The following is a 6,273-nucleotide window of genomic DNA, read 5'->3' as shown; positions in this document are numbered from 1 at the left end:
CGGCTACGTCTGCGATGACCGCCGAGCCGAATAAATCAGCGTTTCCCTAATGAAACTGCCGGTTGGGGTACCGTTGAACAGCGCAGTACTGGATTACCCAACGAGGCTATCTAATGAAACTGCCGGTTGGGGTACCGTTGAACAGCGCATATGTCGAGGGTCGCGAGCCTTGCAACAAGACAGGGCACCGAGAAATCGCAGCCTGCATTACTGTGAAAGCTCCCAAAAGCGCTCGGCGGATCTGGGTCGGCTACTCGGTCGCCGAATGGACACCGCGGGTACTCGAACTCAACCAGGAGGAAGCGTATCGCAGTCGCCACATGCGCGTATTCGATGTCAAGAAATGGATGGAGAGTGGCAAGGCGCCTCATGCGCAGGCGCTGGATAGTGTTGCATCCGTCGTAGCGGAGTATGCGCCGAAATCCAAGGTCGACACCTTTGCATTCTCGCCGTACGCATTCAACTCTCGCGCGTCAACTGCGGATAGCCTGTTGCATGCAGCTACGTCATTGGGCCCTCAGCCGGGCGCCATGCTGGTCATCGACGATCCTGCGGGAATGGCGACGGAAATTGGCGCTATCGCAGCGGAACTGCACAACGAATTCATGGCCGTTGGGGAGCGGTCTCGAAAACTGAGCGTTTCCACCGCAATTTTGAGCCTTCAAAGCGCCGTGGCTGATCGCGCGGAGATCAATGCAATTGTCGAAGGCGACGAGCTGGAGCAAGACGGTCATTGGGTTCCGGACGGAGTCGGGCGCATGACCTATGTAGCCAATCCTCCTAAGCTTCCTGATACCACGGTGGCGGACTTGCGTGATGCCTCGAAGAAGTCGTGGGACAAGTATCTGAACGATTACGACGAAATTGCTCGCGGTGATTGGCACAACCAATTCAATACCGAATATGGTCAGTTTCACGATGAGATCTTGCATCCGTTGGCGATGTCTCACGTCCAGTGGATGACAAGCAATCAGATGCTGAACTATCTGGACTGCACGCATGACGACGCATCTGCCGGAGTGGGGCTCGTCTATGCCCGAACCCTCACCGCCTGTATCCAGGCTACGGAACAATTCAAGCCTTGCGCGCAGTTGTACATCCGTTGGCTTAACGGTGTGATTTCCGATGACAGGAACATCTTGCTGCGCGGCATCGTCCTGAATCTGAAGGGAAGCAGGAAAAAGTTCCTGGAAAGCCTCAAACCAGAAGTCGCGTGGAAAACGATTGGCTGGGACAACCTGATGCTGGCGTTCAACAATGCCATCGACGGAGTGGCGAAGCAGGCTCCGGAGGTGTTGGGAAAATTGCTGGCCTCGCTTGGTGGATCGATTACGCAAGTGCTGCAAAGTGCAGCGGATGGACCGGTTCGCCACGCCCTTGTTGCGTGTGGCGTCGTGAGCGGGCGAGCAGTGGTGCCAGTCGAGTTGACCGGATCGTATAAGGCATATCGCGCGTCGCTCATCCGTCAGCTTCTGAAGGCCTCCGGCGTCAAGAAGATCGGCGAGAACGCGATGCGGCGCGAAGTCTCGCTTGCTTTACGGCGCTTGCAGATTCGTGGAGAACCGATGAACGCGGTTGTCTCAACGAAATTCCTGGTGATGATCGACGAGGAGTCAATCAAACGGATGCCCAAGGGCTTGAACAAGGCGGAACAGGCGAAATGGCTCGCAAGCTCGGTTCGCTCCGCGGAGGAGATCGAGAGGCTGAATCTGTCGGCGTGGCAGGAGCGAGTCAATGTATCGCAAAAGATGGCAACCGCAGGTAAAGCGTTGCCGTTTATCGGCAACATGCTGGCGGGGCTCTTCCAGTGGGCTGCCTATCAAAAAGTATCGAAAGACCTGGCGAGCTCGATGAAGGATGACAGGCTGGAGACCCAGTTCAGGCTGGGAAGTGCCGTTATCGCGTTGGGTTCTACCGTGGCCGACTCCATTGCGAGGGCCGCCAGCAATTTGGCTGAGACGACTTTGCTGAAAGGGCGGGCTGCGGTGTTGGAGGTGGTTGGGCACGTATTTGGGTCTGTCTCGAAATTACTAGGAATCTTGGCTGCTGGGATTAATGCATTTTGGGATGGGAAAAATGCGTTCGAAGCCTATCAGCACAAGAACATTGCATTAGCCGGAGTACTCGCCATCTCTGCAATTTCGGGAGCGACTGCAGCAATCCTGGTCGCAACTGGCTATGTGCTTTGGTCGATTGTTGCAATTTTCACTTTCATTGGTTCTGGAATAATTGCCATATTTTTGCAGGATGACAATATAGATAAATGGCTAAAGCGCTGTTACTGGGGTTTCTTGGGGAAGAAACAGCGCTACCAGAATTGGGAAGAGGAGTTGAGCGACCTGGCGATCGCTACTGGAGGGTGAAATGGACTACACGGGACTGTATGCGAAGAAGTATCGTGTTAATCGGAGACTGACTGATGAGGAGCGGTCGAATCAATTTCATCAAAAAATACGTCTAGAAATTCCTCCGTTCTACAATATTTCCTTGATCGAAATGAACTCAACGTATCTTGAGTGTGTTGATCGTTGGTTTATTTATCGTGGATTTATGACGGTTGCGTGTTTGTATCTTTTTGCGGTTACGTTGAGTGTGATGGCGATGCCATTGTATATGAATGCGGAGGTGCATTTTATTCCAACTAGGTTGGATTTGGGATTTATGTTGTTCTTCCTTCCTTTTGCAATCCCGCTGTGGGTGCTGCTTTCGTGGATATTGTTTAAGGAGTCGTTTCGGCTAACGCACTTCCCAATCAGATTCAATTATAGGAATCGTATGGTGTACGTATTCAAACCAAACGGGTCGATCGTACAAGCGAAGTGGAACGACATATTTTTCACCCTCGGACGTTGCGAGCGGAGGGTTGGTCAACAGAATTGGGATATCCGCGGTCACATACTGGACAAGGATGGTGAGACGGTGCGAGAGACGTTCGCCTTGCCGGGCGACACGGCGCTCGTGGACCAATTGAAGCACACCTGGGAATTTGTCCGTCGCTATATGGAAGAAGGGCCAGCGTCGGTGTACCGTGACGTCTACTGGTGCCATGACATTGCAAAGCATCGCGAGAAGTACAAGGTTGGGCTCAGATACATGTTCTTCTCACTGAATGGTCAACCCATCTGGCAAATATTGCTTTCCCCGATTTTTTTCGTGGCGTCGCTCGGTCGATGGTTTGCGATGCGCACGAGCAAGATTCCGGTATGGCCGGCGGAAATCGAAGCCGAATGCGCGGTAGATTCCTTTGACCCGTATCTGCGTGATGCGTCGCGCAATCCCGACAAGATTCCGATGGAGCCGATGTGACGATGCAGATCAAAACCGCTCTCGACATTCGAAGCCGAAGAATGGGTTTTCCCTCACCGTTGTAACTGGGTTATGACATGGACTACACGGGACTGTATGCGAAGAAGTATCGTGTGAATAGGAGGCTGACTGGTGAGGAGCGGTTGAATCGATTTGATCAGAAGGTGAGGCAAGATATCGAGCCATTTTACAATATCTCAGTAATAAAAATGAATTCGGTGTGCCTTGAGTGCGTAGATCGATGGTTCATTTACCGCGGCTCTGCAACCGCATTGATTTTGATTTATTTTGTTTTTGCGATTTTGATGTTGACCGGGTCGTGGCTCTTTGCCTCGCCGCTGCATCTTATTCCGACCGTATCTGATTTGGGTTGGATGTTACTTATGTCTCCGGCTGCTGTCTGTACTGGTTCTTTGATGACTTGGTTTTTGCTCAAAGAGTCGTTCTCTTGGACGCATTTTCCGATCAGGTTCAATTATAGAAATAAGAAGGTGTATGTGTTTCGGCGGGACGGGACCGTTTTGATTGCAGATTGGAACAACATGTTTTTCACCCTCGGGCGTTGCGAGCGGACGGTCGGTCAACAGAATTGGGATATCCGCGGTCACGTACTGGACGAGGACGGTGAGACAGTGCGAGAAACATTCGCCTTACCGGGCGACACGATGCGCGTGGATCAATTGAAGCACTGCTGGGAATTTGTCCGTCGGTATATGGAGGAAGGGCCGGCGTCGGTGTACCGGGACGTCTACTGGTGCCACGATATTGCGGAGCGCCGTGAGAAGTACAAGGCGGGGCTCAGATACATGTTCTTCTCGCTGAATGGACAGCCTATCGGACAAATATTGCTTTCGCCGGTCTTTTTCGTGGCGTCGCTCGGCCGGTGGTTCGCGATGCGCACGAGCAAGATTCCGGTATGGCCGGCGGAAGTCGAAGCTGAATGTGCGGTGGAACCCTTCGACCCGTATCTGCGCGATGCGTCGCGCAACCCCGACAAGATCCCGATGGAGCCGATGTGATGATGCAGATCGAAACCGCTCTCGACATTCGAAGCCAAAGAACGGGCTTCCTCAGTGTTGTAACTGGATTCTGACATGGACTACACGGGACTGTATGCGAAGAAGTATCGCGTGAATCGGAGGCTGACCGATGAGGAGCGGTCGAATCAATTTCACCAGAAGGGGCGAATCGATATTTCCCCTTTCTATAATGTTTCAGTGATCAGGATGAATTCGACGTATTTGGAGTGCGTGGATCGTTGGTTCATTTATCGCGGAATAATGACTGCTTTTTGCTTGATCGGTATTGTGGTGCCGCTATATGCATTTTTTTGTGCCTATTTTGATTGACGGTGGCTATGATTTAATTGTGTTTTTGATTTTTTCTTGCGTGTCGATTCCATATTGGATATTAATGATGTGGATGTTGTGCAAAGAATCGTTTTCTTGGACGCATTTTCCGATTAGATTAAATTATAGAAATAAGAAGGTGTATGTGTTTCGGCGGGATGGAACCGTTTTGATTGCAGATTGGGAAAACATATTTTTCACCCTCGGACGTTGCGAGCGGACGGTTGGTCAACAAAATTGGGATATCCGCGGCCATATACTGGACAAGGACGGTGAGACGGTGCGAGAGACGTTCGCCTTGCCGGGCGACACGGCGCTCGTGGAGCAATTGAAACATACCTGGGAATTTGTCCGTCGGTATATGGAGGAAGGGCCAGCGTCGGTGTACCGGGACGTCTACTGGTGCCACGACATTGCAAAGCGTCGCGAGAAGTACAGGGTTGGACTCAGGTACATGTTCTTCTCGCTGAATGGACAGCCTGTCGGACAAATATTGCTTTCCCCGGTCTTTTTCGTGGCGTCGCTCGGCCGATGGTTTGCGATGCACACGAGCAAGATTCCGATATGGCCGGCCGAAATCGAAGCCGAATGCGCGGTAGATTCCTTTGACCCGTATCTGCGTGATGCGTCGCGCAACCCCGACAAGATCCCGATGGAGCCGATGTGATTGCCGCGCCAATCATCGAATAACCGACGCACCGCACTGAAATAAAGCTCTCAATAAGCAAGGACCATTTGATGTCTCTTCCCATCGCAGTCTTAGGAGACCGTACCGATCACGGCGGCCGGATCATTACCGGCTCGACCACACATACGATCGGCGGCAAGCCTGTTGCACGGCTTCACGATCTCGTCGAATGCCCTCGGTGCTATCCGGATGGCCGTCCGCACGGCGTGAACCGGATTATCGAAGCCCACCCAACGCTGACAGTAGGAGGGCGTCGTGTTGCTTTGCATGGGCACCGCACCGAGTGCGGATGCTTACTCGTCGGCAGTACTGTTGCGAGGGTTGGATGATGAGCCGCGCGAAATACCTGGCTGGCGAAAGACACGATGTAACGGTTGCCGTCGACGTTCCGACGTTCGCAGATATCGTCGATTCCGACCGAAACAGGAAGACTTACGTGATTCCACCGGGCGAAGCAGAGTCGCAGAGACTGAATGCGATCAGGCTGGCGCGGAATCCTTTGCTTGAGGCAGCGCGTCCGCTATTGAGAGCGCAGGCGGATATGCCCGACACCCTGGCAGGTCCTGCAAGTGAGCTTCTGCGCAAGATGCTGGAGCACGAGCTGCGCATCTTTCAGAAACTGTGCGAGCAGGCCAACATTCGCCGCGACCATATGATCGGCGCACGATACTGCCTCTGCACGGCGCTTGACGAGGCCGCGATGAGGACAGAGTGGGGCCGCAGTGGATCTTCCGGGTGCGAATGGGGTAACCGCAGCCTTGCGACAACATTCCATGAGGATCGCGACGGCGGTGAAAAAGTTTATCTGCTGATCGGCCGGCTGATGCAGGCGCCTGACGAGCATCGCGATCTGCTGGAGGTGATTTATCGGATCCTCAGTCTAGGGAAACGCTGATCAATGGACCAACTTCCGAAGTTGCAGGCGAGATG

Annotated in this window: 5 protein-coding genes and 1 pseudogene; all 6 read left to right on the top strand. The window is 53.0% G+C overall.

Translation table 11 applies throughout. The annotated features are described in order from the left end of the window. The first annotated feature begins 92 nt into the window (after positions 1-92). Positions 93-2,363, top strand: a complete 2,271-nt coding sequence (locus ACSHSS_RS29495; protein ID WP_445545911.1) for a T6SS effector BTH_I2691 family protein — start codon at positions 93-95, stop codon at positions 2,361-2,363. 1 nt (position 2,364) lies between these two features. Then, positions 2,365-3,306, top strand: a complete 942-nt coding sequence (locus tag ACSHSS_RS29490; RefSeq protein WP_105790878.1) for a DUF6708 domain-containing protein — start codon at positions 2,365-2,367, stop codon at positions 3,304-3,306. Between the two features lie 77 nt (positions 3,307-3,383). Continuing rightward, complete coding sequence (locus tag ACSHSS_RS29485; RefSeq protein ID WP_445545910.1) at positions 3,384-4,325, top strand: DUF6708 domain-containing protein; 942 nt, start codon at positions 3,384-3,386, stop codon at positions 4,323-4,325. Between the two features lie 301 nt (positions 4,326-4,626). Continuing rightward, the gene (locus ACSHSS_RS29480; protein WP_445545909.1) at positions 4,627-5,322 is read left to right on the top strand and encodes a DUF6708 domain-containing protein; all 696 of its coding nucleotides are present in this window, start codon (positions 4,627-4,629) and stop codon (positions 5,320-5,322) included. A 71-nt stretch (positions 5,323-5,393) separates the two neighbouring features. Further along, positions 5,394-5,672: a PAAR domain-containing protein gene (locus ACSHSS_RS29475; RefSeq protein WP_009690060.1), complete on the top strand. Its 279-nt coding sequence runs from the start codon at positions 5,394-5,396 to the stop codon at positions 5,670-5,672. After that, positions 5,669-6,229: pseudogene (icmH, locus tag ACSHSS_RS29470) on the top strand (type IVB secretion system protein IcmH/DotU); the annotation flags it as partial. The gene ACSHSS_RS29475 and the pseudogene icmH, both read left to right, overlap by 4 nt. Between the last annotated feature and the right edge of the window lie 44 nt (positions 6,230-6,273).

It is taken from the genome of Burkholderia sp. BC1 (assembly GCF_052683555.1).
This window is presented reverse-complemented; position numbering and strand designations above follow the sequence as displayed.